The organism is Sphingomonas sp. SFZ2018-12 (genome assembly GCF_022496715.1).
GTDB lineage: Bacteria > Pseudomonadota > Alphaproteobacteria > Sphingomonadales > Sphingomonadaceae > Sphingomonas.
Window position 1 is genome coordinate 673407 of sequence record NZ_WTFM01000002.1, and the last position, 14511, is coordinate 687917.

General features: G+C 66.6%; 11 protein-coding genes. 10 read left to right on the forward strand and 1 reads right to left on the reverse strand.

Translation table 11 applies throughout. The annotated features are described in order from the left end of the window. Window positions 1–7: 7 nt before the first annotated feature. The 7 genes from GO308_RS12245 (at window position 8) to GO308_RS12275 (ending at window position 7808) form a co-directional block, all read left to right on the forward strand. Entirely contained in the window at window positions 8–907 is a 900-nt protein-coding gene (locus GO308_RS12245; protein WP_240885624.1) for a DMT family transporter, read from the forward strand. 80 nt (window positions 908–987) lie between these two features. Further along, entirely contained in the window at window positions 988–1653 is a 666-nt protein-coding gene (locus GO308_RS12250) for a COQ9 family protein (RefSeq protein ID WP_156437768.1), read from the forward strand. An 11-nt stretch (window positions 1654–1664) separates the two neighbouring features. Continuing rightward, window positions 1665–2090: an ACT domain-containing protein gene (locus GO308_RS12255; protein WP_066480736.1), complete on the forward strand. Its 426-nt coding sequence runs from the start codon at window positions 1665–1667 to the stop codon at window positions 2088–2090. Between the two features lie 74 nt (window positions 2091–2164). Continuing rightward, window positions 2165–2437 (forward strand): FeoA family protein, encoded by a 273-nt coding sequence (locus GO308_RS12260; protein ID WP_066480737.1) that lies wholly within the window; start codon window positions 2165–2167, stop codon window positions 2435–2437. Window positions 2438–2446: 9 nt separating this feature from the next. After that, window positions 2447–4309, forward strand: coding sequence for a ferrous iron transporter B (locus tag GO308_RS12265; protein WP_240885625.1), 1863 nt, complete (start codon window positions 2447–2449; stop codon window positions 4307–4309). Between the two features lie 10 nt (window positions 4310–4319). Next, window positions 4320–4871, forward strand: coding sequence for a single-stranded DNA-binding protein (gene ssb, locus GO308_RS12270; protein WP_240885626.1), 552 nt, complete (start codon window positions 4320–4322; stop codon window positions 4869–4871). A gap of 537 nt (window positions 4872–5408) precedes the next feature. Further along, entirely contained in the window at window positions 5409–7808 is a 2400-nt protein-coding gene (locus GO308_RS12275) for a hypothetical protein (RefSeq protein WP_240885627.1), read from the forward strand. Between the two features lie 51 nt (window positions 7809–7859). On the opposite strand, the gene GO308_RS12280 is transcribed toward GO308_RS12275, so the two are convergent. Then, on the reverse strand, window positions 7860–8126 hold the full coding sequence (locus GO308_RS12280) for a GlsB/YeaQ/YmgE family stress response membrane protein (protein WP_240885628.1): 267 nt from the start codon (window positions 8124–8126) through the stop codon (window positions 7860–7862). 231 nt (window positions 8127–8357) lie between these two features. Here GO308_RS12280 and GO308_RS12285 point away from each other — a divergent pair, with 231 nt between their 5' ends. The 3 genes from GO308_RS12285 (at window position 8358) to GO308_RS12295 (ending at window position 14428) form a co-directional block, all read left to right on the forward strand. Beyond that, a complete protein-coding gene (locus tag GO308_RS12285; RefSeq protein ID WP_240885629.1) occupies window positions 8358–9575 on the forward strand; it encodes an efflux RND transporter periplasmic adaptor subunit in 1218 nt (405 codons plus the stop codon). After that, the gene (locus GO308_RS12290) at window positions 9572–12784 is read left to right on the forward strand and encodes an efflux RND transporter permease subunit (protein WP_240885630.1); all 3213 of its coding nucleotides are present in this window, start codon (window positions 9572–9574) and stop codon (window positions 12782–12784) included. Before GO308_RS12285 ends, GO308_RS12290 begins: the two co-directional genes overlap by 4 nt. 432 nt (window positions 12785–13216) lie before the next feature. Next, entirely contained in the window at window positions 13217–14428 is a 1212-nt protein-coding gene (locus tag GO308_RS12295; RefSeq protein WP_066549852.1) for a DUF445 domain-containing protein, read from the forward strand. Window positions 14429–14511 lie beyond the last annotated feature (83 nt).

A 14511-nucleotide genomic window follows, 5' to 3' on the forward strand; every position in this document is an offset into this window, starting at 1 on the left:
GGCCGCGATGCATCCGCCGCCGCCGCCAAGAAATACTGTTTCACCGCCAAGCCGCAATCCGGTGTTCGGCGCCGTCCTCGCGCTCGTCGTCGCGAACGGCGCGCTGGCGTTCGGTCCGTGGCTCGTCCGCCTCGCCGACACCGGGCCAGTGGCGTCGGCGTTCTGGCGGATCGCGATCGCGACTCCGCTGCTGCTCGCGGTGGCGATCGGGCGGCACCGCGCGGCGATCCTGCGCCTGCCGGCGATGCTCTGGCTCACGCTGCTGGTGTCGGGCGTGGCCTTTGCCGCCGACCTTGCTGCCTGGCATGTCGGCATCCTGCGCACGACGATCGCCAACGCCACGCTGTTCGGCAATTCGGCCTCGCTGATCTTTCCCATCTATGGATTCGTCGTCGCGCGCGCCTTGCCCGCGCGGGGCCAGGCGATCGCGCTTGGCCTCGCCCTGGCGGGGGGCGCGCTGCTGATGGGTCGGTCGGCGGAATTGTCGCCGGACAATCTGATCGGCGACCTGCTGTGCGTGCTGGCCGGGGTGCTCTACGCCGTCTATTTCATCGCCATGTCGGGGGTGCGCGCGCGGCTCGACGCGGTGCCGGCGCTGGCGCTGTCCGGCGTTGCCAGCGTCGTCCCGCTTCTCGCCTTCGCGCTCGTGCTCGGCGAGCGTATCCTGCCTGGCGACTGGACGCCCCTGATCCTGCTGGCGCTGTGCAGCCAGATCGTCGGCCAGGGCCTGATGATCTATGCGCTCGGTCATCTCAGCCCGCTGGTCATCGGCATCGGCCTGCTAATTCAGCCCGCGGTCGGCGCGACGATCGGCTGGCTGGCCTATGGCGAGCGGCTGGGTGCACTCGACCTGGTCGGTGCGACGCTGGTCGCCGCCGCGCTCGTGCTCGTCCGGCGCGAGCGGTGATCGCGCGCCACGGCCAAGGTGCGGCTTGCGCTCGTTCGCACAGCCCCTAAGTCTCGACGTCATTCATGGAGCAGCACCCGATGGCACCCACCCTGTCCCCCGACGCCACGCTCGACGAGATTCGCGCCGCGCTGGCGCCCGCGCTGCCGGGCAATGCCGCGTTCGACGGCTGGACGCCGCAGGCGGTGACCGCGGCGGCCGAAGGGCTCGGGATCGATCCGGACGTCGCCCGGCTGGCCTTTCCCGGCGGCGCGGTCGACATGATCGACGCCTGGTTCGCGTGGATCGATGCCGAGATGACCGCGCGCCTGCCCGCCGAGACGCTGGCGGCGATGAAGATCCGCGCGCGGATCGCAGCGCTGGTCGAGGCGCGACTCGATCTGCTCGCCCCCGAGCGCGAGGCGTTGCGCCGCGCGCTCGCCATCCTGGCGCTGCCGACCAATCTGGCGACCGCGGCGAAGCTCGGCTGGCGGTCGGCCGACATGATGTGGCGGCGCGCCGGGGACACCGCGACCGATTACAACCACTATACCAAGCGCGCGATCCTGGGCGGCGTCTATGCCGCGACGATCACCGTGTTCCTCGACGACGAAAGCGAGGGGCAGGCCGACACCCGCGCCTTCCTGGCGCGGCGGATCGACGGGATCATGCGTTTTGAAAAGGCCAAGGCGAAATGGCTGGCGCAGGCCGAATACCGGCCCAGCCTGTCGCGCTTCATCGGCCGGCTGCGCTATCCGGCGCGCTGACGGGACCCGGCATGATCGAGGTGGTACGCGACGCCGCAGCAATGGTCGCGGGCATGGACCCGTGGCTCGATGAACGCGTGTTCGTCTTTGCGACCTCGACCGATCCCGGCTTGAGCGCGCGAGCCGCCCCCGTCGCTATCGGCATGTTCATGGAGCCGGAGGGGTGCTCCTTCATCCTGACGGCGGATGCAGCGAGCGACCTGGGTTTTGCGATCGACCAGCCGATGCGCTGCATCTCGTTGAGGGTCTATTCGGCCCTGGACGGGGTGGGCCTGACGGCGGCCGTCGCGTCGGCGCTCGCCGCGCGCGATATTCCGTGCAACATGGTCGCGGCGTTCCATCACGATCATGTGTTCGTACCGGCGGCGGCGGCCGACGAGGCGATGGTCGTGCTCCGCGCGCTGCAGCAACGGGCCGGCGAGGCAATGACCGGGTGACGGCGCGTGACCCGACGGGACGCATGTGCGATTGGGCTGGCGTCGTCATCGTCTAATTGATAATCACTCGCAGCATGAATATCGCAGCTCCCGTCACCGCGTCGGTCCCGCTCGCCAGCATCGCGCGCGACGCCGCCGTGACGATCGTCGCGATCGACTGGACGGCGCTGTCGCCACCGGAGGCGAAGCGGCTGCGCGAATTCGGCTTTGACGACGGTGTGGGGGTAACCCTCATCCAGCGCGCAGGCTGGCTGGGCGGGCCGCTTGCCGTTCGCGTCGGACGCATGGATGTCGCGCTGCGCCGCCACGTCGCGGCGGCGATCCGCGTCGCGCCCGTCGCCGCCTGAACCCCGCCGATGAACCCCGCCCCTCTGATCGCGCTGGTCGGCAATCCCAATTCGGGCAAGAGCGCGCTGTTCAATGCCCTGACCGGCGCTCGGCAAAAGGTCGGCAACTATCCCGGCGTGACCGTCGAGCGTCATTCGGGCCGCATGTCGCTGGGCGACGGCCGGCCGGCCGAGCTGATCGACCTGCCCGGAACCTATAGCCTCGATCCCGCCAGCCTGGACGAGCGCGTGACGCGCGACGTGCTGCTCGGGCGCCAGCCGGGCGAGCGGCTGCCCGACGCGCTGCTGGTCGTGCTGGATGCGGCCAATCTCGACAATCATCTGCGCTTCGCGCTCCAGCTAAAGGAACTTGGCCTGCCGGTCGTCGTCGCGCTCAACATGGTCGACCTGGCCAAGCGCGACGGGCTGGTGCTCGATCCCGACATCATCGCGCGCGAGCTCGACGTGCCGGTGGTGGCGACGGTGGCGGTGCGCAAGCGCGGGCTGGATGCGCTGCGCGATGCGCTGGCCGAACGCGTGCGCGCCGGGCCGGTCCGGACGCGCGTCGACCTGGACGAGGGCAGCCCCGCGCTCGACATCCGCAGCTATCAGTCCCGCGCCCGCGCCATCGCGCGCGCCGCGATCGTCTCCGAAACGCCGGTGCGGCGCTGGACCCAGCGGCTCGACCGCATCGTGCTCCATCCGGTCAGCGGCCCGGTGCTGCTGGTCGTCATCATGTTCGTGATGTTCCAGGCGGTGTTCGCCTGGTCAGAGGCCCCGATCGGCTGGATCGAGGGGGGACTGGCGATCCTGTCCGAAGTCGTGGCGGGCGCGCTGCCCGCGGGGCTGCTGCGATCCGCGATCGTCGACGGCGTGCTGGCCGGAGTCGGCGCGGTCGTCGTCTTCCTGCCCCAGATCCTGATCCTCTTCGCCTTCATTCTGATGCTGGAGGCGTCGGGATACATGGTGCGCGCCGCGTTCCTGATGGACCGGCTGATGGCGGGCGTCGGGCTGTCGGGGCGCGCGTTCATCCCGCTGCTGTCCTCCTTCGCCTGCGCGGTGCCGGGCATCATGGCCACGCGCACGATCAATGACGAAAAGGAGCGGCTGGCGACGATCCTGATCGCGCCGCTGATGACCTGTTCGGCGCGGCTGCCCGTCTATACGATCATCATCGGCGCGTTCATTCCCGATCGGGCGGTGGGGCCGGGCATCGGGCTGCAGGGACTGGTGCTGTTCGCGCTCTATATCGCCGGGATCGTGGGTGCCTTGGTCGCCGCCTTGCTGCTGCGCCGGACGGTGGCGAAGGGCGCGTCATCGGGATTCATGATGGAGCTGCCCAAATATCAATGGCCGCGGCTACGCGATCTGGCGCTCGGATTGTGGCAGCGCGCCAGCATTTTCCTGAAGCGCGCGGGCACGATCATCGCGGCGACGACGATCGTGCTGTGGGCGCTGCTCAGCTTCCCGCAGGCCCCCGCCGGTCGCGCGCAGGTGGAATATTCGCTCGCCGGGCGGATCGGCTCGGCGATCGAGGTGGTCGTCGCCCCGATCGGGTTCAACCGCGACATCGCGCTCGCGCTGCTGCCCGCGATGGCGGCGCGCGAAGTCGCGGTGGCGGCGATCGGCACCGTCTATGCCGTCGACGATGCGGAGGGCGAGGCCGGGCAGGCGACGATCCGCGAGAATCTGGCGCGGCGCTGGAGCCTGCCGACCGCGCTCGCCTTTCTCGCTTGGTTCGTCTTCGCGCCGCAATGCATCTCGACCATCGCGGTGGCGCGGCGCGAGACCAATGGGTGGCGCTGGCCGGCGTTCATGCTTGGCTATCTGTTCGCGCTTGCCTATGCGGCAGCAGGGGCGACCTACTGGATCGCCAACATGCTCGGACTTTAAGGAGGGACAGATGGCCGGCAGCGTCAACAAGGTGATCCTGGTCGGCAATCTCGGCCGCGATCCCGAAAGCAAGTCGTTCCAGAATGGCGGCAAGGTCGTGAACCTGCGCATCGCCACGTCGGAAAGCTGGAAGGACCGCAACACCGGCGAGCGCAAGGAGCGTACCGAATGGCATTCGGTCGCCATCTTCAACGAGAATCTGGCCGGCGTCGCCGAACGCTATCTGCGCAAGGGCAGCAAGGTCTATATCGAGGGCCAGCTCGAAACCCGCAAATGGCAGGACCAGCAGGGCCAGGACCGCTACACGACCGAAATCGTGCTGCGCCCCTATACGGGTACGCTGACCATGCTCGACGGCGCGCCGGGCTCCGGCGGGGGCGGTGGCGGCGGCTTTGGCGGCGGCGCGCGCGGCGGCGATGACTGGGGCGGCGGCGACGAATTCGCCGGTCAGTCGTCCGCGCGGGGCGGCGGCGGTGCGCGCGGCGGCAGCGGCAGCGGCTTTGGCGGTGCCCCGGCGGGCGGCGGCTTTCCCGACGACCTGGACGACGACGTCCCGTTCTGAATGACGGTTCGACCATCGCAGGATACTTCGTTCGCGTGCGGCTTCCGCTCACGCGCTGGCTGAGGCGTTGCGGAACCGTAGATTTCAGAAGCCCTTGGCCTGCCACGCCCCCGGAACGCAGGGTAACGGTGGAACCGGTCGTCGCGGGTCAAAAATTGCGGGTGACGCATCGAAATTGCAAGCTGAGCCGGGCACGACCCTACGGAAGCGAACGACCTGTTCATTTTTTGGACAGCTTGTTGGTTTTTGCAGTCACGTTTGGTCGTTCGGCAGCCAAAAGCGCAATAAATCAAACGCCGAAAACGCAAAAATGAAACAGATCGCGCAACTTTTCTTTATTTGCTCAAAACCCGAATTAACGTAGTGAATACTACAATTCTGGGTTTTCAGGTCGCGCCGGTTTCTTCAAATTTGTTGCGCTGATCGGGACTCTATCACGGATACGGCAAGGCATAGCGCCTTGAAGCGGCGCCCGCGCGTCGTGCGCCCGAGCCGTTGAACTGCGCCCGGCAGCTCGCAAGAAAGGAAACAGGGCGTATGATATCCATCACAAAGCGCTACCGCGGTACGCGGCGGTCGTTCTGGTCGGCGGTCGCGCTTGCAACCGCGCCGATCGCATTCGCCGCCGTCGGTACCGTCGTCATCTCCAATGTGAGCACCGCGCCCAAGCCGGTCGATGCCGGGCCGGACCAGACGATCATGCTGCCGACCAACGAAGTCACGCTGATCGGCACGATCAATGGGGTCAGCGCGCGGTGGGTGACCCGCGCCGGTGCAGAGCGCTCGACGGTAATCTCGCCCAATTCGGCGACGACCCGGATCGTCTTTGCCAGCGAGGGCACCTACAAGTTCGAGCTGCAATCCTTCGACGCGCGCGGGCGCAAGATCGGCAGTGACAGCGTCAAGGTATTCGTACAGAAGGCGAGCACCGCGACCACCGGCTGGCGCGAGCGCATCCTGAACGCCGACGGCAGCATCAACGCGGCGGAATATCGCTACGTCGCCAGCAACATCAACACGGACGCGATCATCGACTATCGCCTTGGGCCGAAATATGCCGATTTCGACCATAGCGGCGAAGCGCCCGCGCCGACGCTGTGGGGACCGGACCAGACCGGGCAAGGCCTGTGGCCTTTTGGCTCACAACCCACCAACAATCCCGGCGAGCCGGAAAAATGTTTGCCGCCCGAGCGTCAACCGGGCAGCGATCAGGAAGAACTGGCGCGCGGATTGAAGGGCGGCGGCTGGCTGATCGGCGGTCAACTCGCCTTTGTGCCGGAAGCGCCGAGCGATCCCAATTATCGCTATGGCATCAGCAATGTTCGCACCGCCGACGGCGCCTATTTCGATACTGGCGGGCTGTGCATGCGGATGATCGCGGCGTGGAACCCCGACTGGTGGAACCGTGGCAACATCGCAACGCCTGCCCAACCCCAGATCCGCAACCTTGTCGCCGAGCGGCGCCCCGATCTGCCACTTGTGCCCGTCGCGATCGCACGCGGTCGTGCGAATGCCAGCCAGGTCAGCTTTGCTGCGTTCAAGGACGGCACGATCGCGCCGGTGGTTGTCGGCAACAGCGATCCGGAATTTTTCGACGACACAGCCATACGCCTGCCCGCAGGGATGGTCCCGACGGCGATGGCGGTGACGCCCTATAACGAGTTCCTGGTCGTCAGCGTGTGGGATACCAACACGGTATCGGGCAAGCTCGCCTTCATCGCACTGAAGCCGCGACAGATGGCGAACGGCGCGCCATGGCAGACGCCCTATACGCGCTGGTACTGGGGCACGCCTGGTGCCTGGACCAATCGCGGCATGAAACTGCTCGGCTTTACCGATCTGCCCTTTGCGGCACCGACCAGCGTCGACGTTTCCAACAACCTCGTGCTTGGCAATCCGCGGGGGTATGGCGACAATGCCGAACCGGCGCGCGGCGACCTGTCGCTGCCGTCGGCGCGCAAGCTCTGGAGCAGCATCGAGCCGATCTACTCGGTGGGTGGCAATCAAGAACTCGGCATCGAAAACCAGCAATGGAGCCAGCTGCCGTCGTCGGGCTACGCTGTTGTCGCCTCGCGGGCGGAGAACAAGGTCTCCTTCGTCGATATGACGCCGCTCTACCAATATTATCGGCAAATGTACCTGACGACGCAGGCGAACTTCGACCAGACGGTCGATCAAAGCACGACCGATCCCAACAAGTGGCCGTTCACCTTTGCAGTCGCGGCCTCGCAGCGTCCGGTTGTCGTCACGACATTGGATGTGCAGCAGCCGACGTCGGTCAGCGCGGGAGTTCAAGCCAACGGCACTTTCGGTGACCGCAGCAACTATTATTTCGAATATTTCCAGCGCAGTCCCAAGGCCGACTGGTCCGGGGTCGAGCCCGAACGCTATATCGCGCGCAGCCGCGCCTTTATCGCATCGATGGATGGAACGGTGCGCATTTTCAACGTCCAGGGTCTGAACCTGTTCGGTTCGCCCGTGGGCCGAACGGTGCCGGCACAGCCGCTTGGCCAGTTCCAGGCCGGACGTAACCCCCGCTTTGCCTATGTAAATTCGACCGCAACCGCATCAGACGATCTGTGGCTGATCAGCCGTGGCGATCGCCGCGTGACGTTCGCGTGGCCGACCGGTGATGTCCAGTATTCGTTCACCGACAGCCGTTTGGTGGATCCCGTCGGTGGCTCCCTCTCGATCAACCTCGCCGGCTATGGCGGCCGCGGTCCGGGATTAGCGACTTTCGCGCACTTCATCTCAATCCTCGATTATAGCGGGAAGTCGATCATCACCTATGGCGTCGAACCGCGACGGGAGCGCGGCGGGGGGACACCGGAAATCTACCCGTTCCGCAGCCCGACCGGACCTGTTGACGTTCTGTGGGGATCGACCGTCCGATTTCCCGGCAAGCCGTTCATGATCGACGGCGAAGAGATCATCTGATCCCCCGCAACTTCGAACCGCCCGGTGGCCTTTGTGCCGCCGGGCGATTTTTCATCGCGTCCGGCGCGTGATGATCAGCCGATAAAGCGCCAGCAGCGCGATCGCACCGACCGTCGCCGCCAGATAGGTGGCGATTTGTCCCCGGATCGCGATGCCCGCGGTTCGCGCCAGAAAGCCCGCCAGCAGCGCGCCGACGATGCCGACGATGATCGTGACGATCACGCCGCCCGGGTCCTTGCCCGGCATGATCAGCTTGCCCAGCCCGCCGGCGATCAGGCCGATCAGCAGCCAACCCAGAAATCCCGGCTCCGCCATCATGATCCCCCCCTCCCAGTCGCTTTTCCCCATAGCCGGCCCTGACCCCTTCCCGCCCGCGCCGCGGCAGGGGCTCTTTGCGGCTACCCCCGAAGTGTCGCTGCAAAGTGACGCAAAATCAACATATCGGCATGCAAAGCGACATCCAGTCTTGAGCCCAGTGACTTATTTCTATAACACAGCGCGGGATAATGACGACGGGCCGTGACGGTGCCGCGACGGAAAGTGCCGCAGATGAATTACGAATCACGCGCGACGGCCGGCGGGGCGCCGCATCTGGAATTTGACGGCGAGCTGCCGCCGCGTCGCAGTCGCCGCCTGCGCTGGATCATCATCGGCGTCGTCGTGCTGGCGGCGGCGCTCGGCGCATGGTTCGTGCTGGGCGGCAAGGGCGAAGACGGCAAGGGCGCCGCCGGCAAGGACGGCGCGGGCGCGGCGGACGCGCAGATTCCGACGATCAGCTATGTCGTGCCCGGCCGCGGCGCAGTCGAGCGGGTCGTGTCCGGCACCGGATCGCTGGCGGCGCGGCGCGAGTTGCCCGTCGGCGAAGCGGGCGAGGGCGGTCTGGTCCGCGCCGTGCTGGTCGAGGCGGGGCAGTGGGTCGGTGCGGGACAAGTGCTGGCGACCGTCGACCGTTCGGTCCAGACGCAGTCCGCCGACGCGCTCGAGGCGCAGGTCCGGGTGACCCAGGCCGATCTGGAACTGGCCGAGGCGGAACTGCGCCGCGCCCAGCAGCTGGTCGATCGCGGCTTCATCTCACGCGCCGACATCGACCGGCGGACGGCGACCCGCGACGCTGCGCGCGCCCGGGTGCGCGTGGCGCAGGCGCAGCTGGCGGAAACGCGTGCGCGCAACGTCCAACTCGACATCCGCGCGCCCGCCCGCGGGCTCGTCCTGTCGCGTTCGGTCGAGCCGGGCCAGATCGTCTCGCGCGGCAGCGGTGTGCTGTTCCGCATCGCCAAGGACGGCGAGATCGAGATGCAGGTCCAGCTGAGCCAGGCCGATCTCGCGCGCGTGCGCGTCGGCAGCAGCGCAGAGGTCACGCCCGCCGGCAGCACCCAGAGCTTTGCCGGGCGGGTGTGGCAGGTTTCGCCCATCATCGATCCGCAGACGCGCCAGGGCATTGCGCGCGTCACCGTGCCTTACGATCGCGCGCTGCGCCCCGGCGGCTTTGCCACCGCGCGGATCGTGGTGGGTTCGACCAGCGCGCCTTTGCTGCCCGAATCGGCGGTACTGAGCGACGACAAGGGCAATTTCGTGTATCTGCTCGATCGCAAGGATGAAGCGGTGCGGCGCGCGGTGACGGTCGGCGAGGTGTCCGACAACGGCGTGTCGATCGCATCGGGCCTTGATGGAACCGAGCGGGTGGTGCTGAGCGCGGGTGCGTTCCTGACCCCCGGTCAGAAAGTGAAACCCGTGGCGGTGAAGCCGGAGGCTGAGGCGGGACGATGAATTTCAGGAACATCTCGGCCTGGTCGATCCGTAACCCGGTTCCGCCCATCGTCCTGTTCGTGGCGCTGACGATCGCCGGGATCGTCAGCTTCATGCGCATGGACGTGAATCAGGATCCCGATCTCGATTTTCCGATCGCCATCGTGGTGATCAATCAGCCGGGCGCCGCGCCGACCGAGCTCGAGAGCCAGGTCACCCAGCGTGTCGAGGCGGCGGTGCGCAGCCTGCAGGGCATCGACGAGATCAATTCGACCGTCACCGAGGGCCAGTCGCAGACCGTCGTCCAGCTCAACATCGGCACGCCGATCGACCGCGCGGTCCAGGACGTGCGCGAAGCGATCAACCAGATTCGCGGCGACCTGCCCGACGGCATCCTCGAGCCGCAGGTCTATCGCGCCAACACGACCGACAACGACATCGCCAGCTTCACCGCCATCGCCACCGACATGACGCTGGAGGAGCTGAGCTGGTATGTCGACAATGCGGTGGCAAAGGAATTGCTGGCAGTCCCCGGTCTGTCGGCGGTCGACCGCATCGGCGGCGTCAATCGCGAGATTCGCGTGCTCCTCGACCCCACCAAGCTCCAGTCGCTGGGGCTGACCGCGACCCAGGTCAATCAGCAGCTGCGCCAGATCAACTTGAACGCGGCCGGCGGTCGTGCCGAAATCGCGGGCTCCGAACAATCGGTGCGCGTGCTCGGCAATGCCGCAACCGCCTATGAACTCAGCCAGACACAGATCGCGATCGGCGGCGGCCGGACCGTCCGGCTCGCCGACATCGCCGACGTGCGCGACGCGTTTGCCGAGCTGCGTTCGGCCGGGCGCTATAATGGGCAACCGGTGCTGGCGTTCGACATCCGCCGGTCAAAGGGCGCGTCGGACGTCACCGTCTTCCACGAAGCCGAAGCCAAGCTGAAGGCGCTGCAGGAACGCAACCCGAAGGTCCGCTTCGAGGTGCTGTTCAACAATGTCGAATATGCCGAGGCCCAGTATCACAGCGCGATCGATGCGATGATCGAAGGCGCGCTGCTGGCGGTGGTCGTCGTGTTCCTGTTTCTGCGCGACTGGCGCGCGACGGTGATCTCGGCGCTCGCCATCCCTCTTTCGGCCATCCCCTCCTTCTGGTTCATGGACCTGCTGGGCTTTTCGCTCAACCAGATGACGCTGCTGGCGCTGAGCCTGGTCGCGGGCGTTCTGGTCGACGATGCGATCGTCGAGATCGAGAACATCGTGCGCCACATGCGGATGGGCAAATCCGCCTATCAGGCGTCGATCGACGCGGCGGACGAGATCGGCCTGGCGGTGCTGGCGACGACGATGGCGATCGTCGCGGTCTTTCTGCCGGTCGCATTGATGCCGGGCATTTCGGGCCAGTATTTCAAGAATTTCGGCCTCACCGTCGTCGCGGCGGTGCTGATGAGCCTGGCCGTCGCGCGGCTGCTGACGCCGATGATCGCGGCCTATTTCCTCAAGTCGAAGGGCCACGCCACCCATGGCGAAGGACCGATCATGGACCGCTATGTCGGCCTGCTGCGCTGGTCGCTCGACCACAGCCGCGCGACGGCGTTCGCGGCGCGCGGCGGGTGGCTGCGCAGGCTTGCGTCGATCGCGCTCGATCATCGCGTCTGGATCATGGGGATCGGCGCGCTTGCGCTGGGCTTGACCGCGGTCATGTTCGTGGTGCTGCCGAGCACTTTCCAGCCGCCGGAGGATCGCGACAACGCGACGGTCACGGTCGAGATGGTGCCCGGCACCACGCTGGCCCAGACCGATGCGGTGGTGCGGCGGGTCGAAGCGCTGCTGGAAAAGCAGGACATCGTCACCGCCACCTACGCGCGCACCTTTGTCGGCAACGGTCGCGTGACCGCGATGCTGTCGAAGGACCGCGACGTGACGAGCGTCGAATTCGAACGCGCGCTGGCACCCGAGCTGAACAAGATCGCCGATGCGCGCGTGTCGTTCCGGTCGCAGTTCGGATGGGGCAGCAGCGGTCGCGATATCACCATCACGCTCGGCGGCGAGGACCCCGTCCTCCTCAACCAGACCGCCAACAAGCTGGTCGAAGAGATGTTGACCCTGCCCATGCTGGTTGCGCCGCGGGTGTCGGGCGACTTGCAACGGCCGGAAATCGTCATCACCCCGCGCATGGACCTGGCCGCCAACATGGGTGTCACGACCCAGGCGCTGTCGAGCGCGATCCGCATCGCCACACTGGGCGACATCGACCAGAACAGCGCGCGTTTCAGCCTCAGCGATCGCCAGATTCCGATCCGCGTCGCGCTCAGCGAGGACTCGCGCCAGCGCCTGTCGACCATCCAGAATCTGCCGGTGCAGACGCAAAATGGCGGGTCGGTGCCGTTGTCGGTGGTGGCCGATATCGGCTTCGGCGCCGGGCCCACGCGCATCGAGCGCACCAACCGCCAGCGCAAGCTGCTGGTCGGGGTCGACCTTGCCCCCGGCGTGATCAGCGGCGACGCGCAAAAGGCGATCCATGAGCTGCCGGTCTTCAAGAACCTGCCGCTCGGCGTCACCGAGCTGCAGCAAGGTCAGTCGAAATGGTTTGCCGAGCTGATCCAGAATTTCATCATCGCGGTCTTTTCGGGTCTGTTCCTGGTCTTCGCGGTGCTCGTACTGCTCTACAAGCGCGTGATGCCGCCGTTCGTGAATATGGGATCCCTGCTGCTCGCGCCGCTGGGGGGTCTCCTGGCGCTGTGGGTCAGCGGGCATGCGATTTCGCTACCGGTCTATATCGGGCTGCTGATGCTGCTCGGCATCGTCGCGAAGAACTCGATCCTGCTGATCGACTTTGCGCTCGAGGAATTGAACAAGGGCGTCGACAAGGTGACCGCGATCATCGACTCGGGTCACAAGCGCGCACAGCCGATCGTGATGACGACCGTGGCGATGGTCGCCGGTATGGTGCCGACCGCGCTTTCGCTGTCGGGCGATTCGTCCTGGCGCGCGCCGATGGGCGTGACCGTGATCGGCGGCCTCATCTTGTCGACGCTGCTGACGCTGGTGATCGTGCCCGCGTCGTTCAGCCTGGCGATCGCGGTCGAACGCTGGATCGGGCCGCGTCTGTCGCGCCGCCTGCTCAGCTATCGCCCGGGCGACGACGGCTCGCTCGTGCCGCCGACGATCGAGCACGAGCCGGGCGGGGGCCGGATCGGCTATCGCCCGGGTGCCGAAGATGGGCAGCCGGCCGAATAACGTTGCCTCGCGCTAGAATACAGGTTACGCATGTTCCCGTTAGTTTCTGGACCGAAGGAGACATGACGTGAGAACTGCTCTACTCTTGATTTCGATCTTCGCTGCATCTTCGGTTGGTACGGGAATGTTGCTGGAGCAAAAAGCACAACGATGCTCGGCTGCAGAGTGGATCTGGGACACGCTTGTTCAGGACATCGGGTGTTCGTACACGGACAATTGATATCCGGCGACCAGTGGTAACGAAAAACCCGCGGGGTTACGGACAAGTCGGTCCGGAACCCCGCTTGTTTTTTGTCGCATGGGGCCACGCATTCGCGTAGCGCAGAACCGCCAGGTGAACTTATTTTGTTCACATGATTTGGCTGTCGGGTTTTATCTGCTGTGCGCGTGCTAGATTTAGGTGACCAACGTCCGCCACCCGCCCTTGTGCGGATGCGCTTGATCGCGACCGGCCTGCTGGTCGCGATGGCGGCGACCTTCTTCGTCGCGCGCGCATTCCAGGACGCGCACCCCGCCTGGGGTTACATCCAGGCCTTTGCCGAAGCGGCGATGGTCGGCGGGCTGGCCGACTGGTTCGCGGTCACCGCGCTGTTCCGCCGCCCGCTCGGCCTGCCGATTCCGCACACCGCGATCGTGCCGCGCAACAAGGACCGCATCGGCGACACGCTTGCGGCATTCCTGAAGGATAACTTCCTGATCCCCGGCGTGGTCGCGCGGCGGATGCGCGACGTCGACGCGGCGGGCGCGGTCGGGCGCTGGCTGACCGATCGCGATGGTCGTACGCTTGGCGGGCGACTGCGGCGCGGGGCGGCGCGCCTTGCGGTCGACCTGCTCCAGTCGCTCGATCAGGAGCGGCTGGGCCACATGGTGCGCGGGGCACTTTCCGGCCAGTTGCGCCAGCTCGACATCGCGCCTTTGCTCGGCCAGCTGCTCGACGCGGCGATTCGCGACGGTCGTCATCAGCCGCTGCTGGACGGCGTCATCCGCTGGGCGGCGCGGGTGCTGGAGGCCAATGATGACGTGATCCGCGCGATGGTGCACGAACGCGCCGGATCGATCCTGCGCTGGACGGGGCTGGACGAGACGCTGGCCAACAAGATCATCGCGGGGCTGGAGCGCCTGGTCCACGACATGGCCGACGATCCCGGCCACCCCCTTCGCGCCAAGGCGGAGGAGGGGCTGGAAAAACTCGCCTCCGACCTCCAGTTCGACGCCGAGATGCAGGCAAAGGTGGCACGCCTCAAGGCGGAGCTGCTTGACAATCCCGCGCTCGGCCGCTGGTGGCAGGGCGTGTGGGAAACGATGCGTGCCGCGCTGCTGCGCGTCGCGCGCGATCCCGATGCGCTGGCCGCGGGGCAGCTGGGCGGCGCGATGCGCCAGCTCGGTGAAACGCTCCAGTCCGATCGCGCGCTTGCCCGCATGGTCAACCGGCTCGTCCGCCGCGCGATGGTCGGCGCGGCGGCGGACTATGGCGACGGCATCGTGCGGCTGGTGTCGGACACGGTGCGCGGCTGGGACGCACGCACGATCACCACCCGGCTGGAGCATGCGGTCGGGCGCGACCTTCAATACATCCGGGTCAACGGTACGCTGGTCGGGGGATGCGTCGGGATCGTCATCCATGCCGCCGACCTGTGGCTGTGATCGACGCGCCGCATTGCCGATGATTGCGCCCCGGGCCGCGCAATACCTTGCCGCGACGCCGGAAATAAACGATGGAAGGCGGC

What these genes read in the sequence shown, in the direction of transcription:
- ssb (WP_240885626.1), top strand. Translation starts at nt 4,320, where the DNA reads ATGGCCGGCAGCGTCAACAAGGTGATCCTGGTCGGCAATCTCGGCCGC.
- GO308_RS12265 (WP_240885625.1), top strand. Translation starts at nt 2,447, where the DNA reads ATGAACCCCGCCCCTCTGATCGCGCTGGTCGGCAATCCCAATTCGGGC.
- GO308_RS12285 (WP_240885629.1), top strand. Translation starts at nt 8,358, where the DNA reads ATGAATTACGAATCACGCGCGACGGCCGGCGGGGCGCCGCATCTGGAA.
- GO308_RS12250 (WP_156437768.1), top strand. Translation starts at nt 988, where the DNA reads ATGGCACCCACCCTGTCCCCCGACGCCACGCTCGACGAGATTCGCGCC.
- GO308_RS12295 (WP_066549852.1), top strand. Translation starts at nt 13,217, where the DNA reads ATGCGCTTGATCGCGACCGGCCTGCTGGTCGCGATGGCGGCGACCTTC.
- GO308_RS12290 (WP_240885630.1), top strand. Translation starts at nt 9,572, where the DNA reads ATGAATTTCAGGAACATCTCGGCCTGGTCGATCCGTAACCCGGTTCCG.
- GO308_RS12255 (WP_066480736.1), top strand. Translation starts at nt 1,665, where the DNA reads ATGATCGAGGTGGTACGCGACGCCGCAGCAATGGTCGCGGGCATGGAC.
- GO308_RS12260 (WP_066480737.1), top strand. Translation starts at nt 2,165, where the DNA reads ATGAATATCGCAGCTCCCGTCACCGCGTCGGTCCCGCTCGCCAGCATC.
- GO308_RS12245 (WP_240885624.1), top strand. Translation starts at nt 8, where the DNA reads ATGCATCCGCCGCCGCCGCCAAGAAATACTGTTTCACCGCCAAGCCGC.
- GO308_RS12275 (WP_240885627.1), top strand. Translation starts at nt 5,409, where the DNA reads ATGATATCCATCACAAAGCGCTACCGCGGTACGCGGCGGTCGTTCTGG.
- GO308_RS12280 (WP_240885628.1), bottom strand. Translation starts at nt 8,126, where the DNA reads ATGATGGCGGAGCCGGGATTTCTGGGTTGGCTGCTGATCGGCCTGATC.